This window comes from Arhodomonas sp. KWT (assembly GCF_010993615.1).
On sequence record NZ_WNXE01000871.1, the window covers coordinates 1 to 709 of the forward strand.

1 protein-coding gene is annotated in these 709 nt (G+C 70.1%); it reads left to right on the top strand.

The features are described from left to right. Positions 1-254: 254 nt before the first annotated feature. Positions 255-704: a GNAT family N-acetyltransferase gene (locus G7A99_RS22975; protein WP_163144355.1), complete on the top strand. Its 450-nt coding sequence runs from the start codon at positions 255-257 to the stop codon at positions 702-704. Positions 705-709: the final 5 nt, after the last annotated feature.

Here is a 709-nt window from a genome sequence, read left to right on the forward strand (position 1 = left end):
GCCCGCCGACCCACTGCCGCTGGAAGTCGCACCTGGCCCACGGCCATGCACGCCCCGCCCTCCGGGCCCCTCTCCCTTCACGGGAGAGGGGTTGGGGAGAGGGTGCGCCCTCCGACCCACTGCCGCTGGAAGTCGCACCTGGCCCATGGCCATGCACGCCCCGCCCTCCGGGCCCCTCTCCCTTCACGGGAGAGGGGTTGGGGAGAGGGTGCGCCCCACGGCCACCGACACCATACCCGCAGGAGGAATCCCGAATGACCGAACCCACCATCCGCGACGCCACCATCGACGACCTCGATGCAGTGGCCGCCCTGTTCGACGACTACCGCGTGTTCTACCGCCGCGAGAGTGATCCGGAAGGCGCGCGGACCTACATGAAGGAGCGCCTGAGCAACGGCGACTCACGGGTATTCGTCGCCGACGACAACGGCACCCTCCTCGCCTTCGCCCAGCTCTACCCCACCTTCTCCTCGGTGGACCTGGGCACCATGTGGCTGTTCAACGACCTCTACGTCGACCCGGCCGCCCGCCGCCGCGGCGTCGCCCGCGCGATGATGCAGCGCGTCGAGCGCCTCGGCCGCGAGACCGGCGCCGCCAAGCTCTTCCTGCGCACGGAGCGCATCAACACCGCCGGCCAGGCCTGCTACGAAGACGCCGGCTGGACCCTGGACGAACGCTTCCTGACCTACCAGAAGTACCTGTAGGCGGG